This window comes from Marivita sp. S2033 (genome assembly GCF_046592965.1).
GTDB lineage: Bacteria > Pseudomonadota > Alphaproteobacteria > Rhodobacterales > Rhodobacteraceae > Marivita.
The window spans coordinates 1-449 of record NZ_JBISBV010000059.1; the positions used below are offsets into that span (position 1 = coordinate 1).

Consider the following 449-nt stretch of genomic DNA (forward strand, 5'->3'; position numbering starts at 1 on the left):
ACGGCTCGCATATTGGCATCACCCTTGCGGTGCTTTAGCAGCGGCAGCACCGCGAGGATGTTTACGATCAGCGCACCTACCGCGAAGGCTCCCATCAACCCGGCTTCTGGCGTGGTCTGGTTGAGGACACGCCAGAGCGTGCTGCCGACAACGCCAAGGCCCAGAAGGCCCAGAAACACGCCTTGGATCATCGCCGACCGCGCCCGCCATGTCAGGCTCCAGCCGATGGCGAGCAGGCCCAGAAACGTGATCGCACCATCGCCCAGAAAATCGAGCGCGTCTGCCTTCAGCGCCTGCGAACCGGACAGGAACCCGCCGAACATTTCGACCACGCCGTATCCGAGATTGAGCGCGACCACGATCCAGAGCGCGCGGCGATAGCTCGGGTCCTTGTAGGCCGGATCGGACGATGTATCGCCGTCCTCGATCTTCTCGAAACCGTAGCCGGT

At 63.0% G+C, this 449-nt stretch carries 1 protein-coding gene; it reads right to left on the reverse strand.

From position 1 onward, the window contains the following. A partial coding sequence (locus tag ACGKZZ_RS17305; protein ID WP_411224759.1) for a cation transporter occupies positions 1-449 on the reverse strand: 449 nt, incomplete at both ends.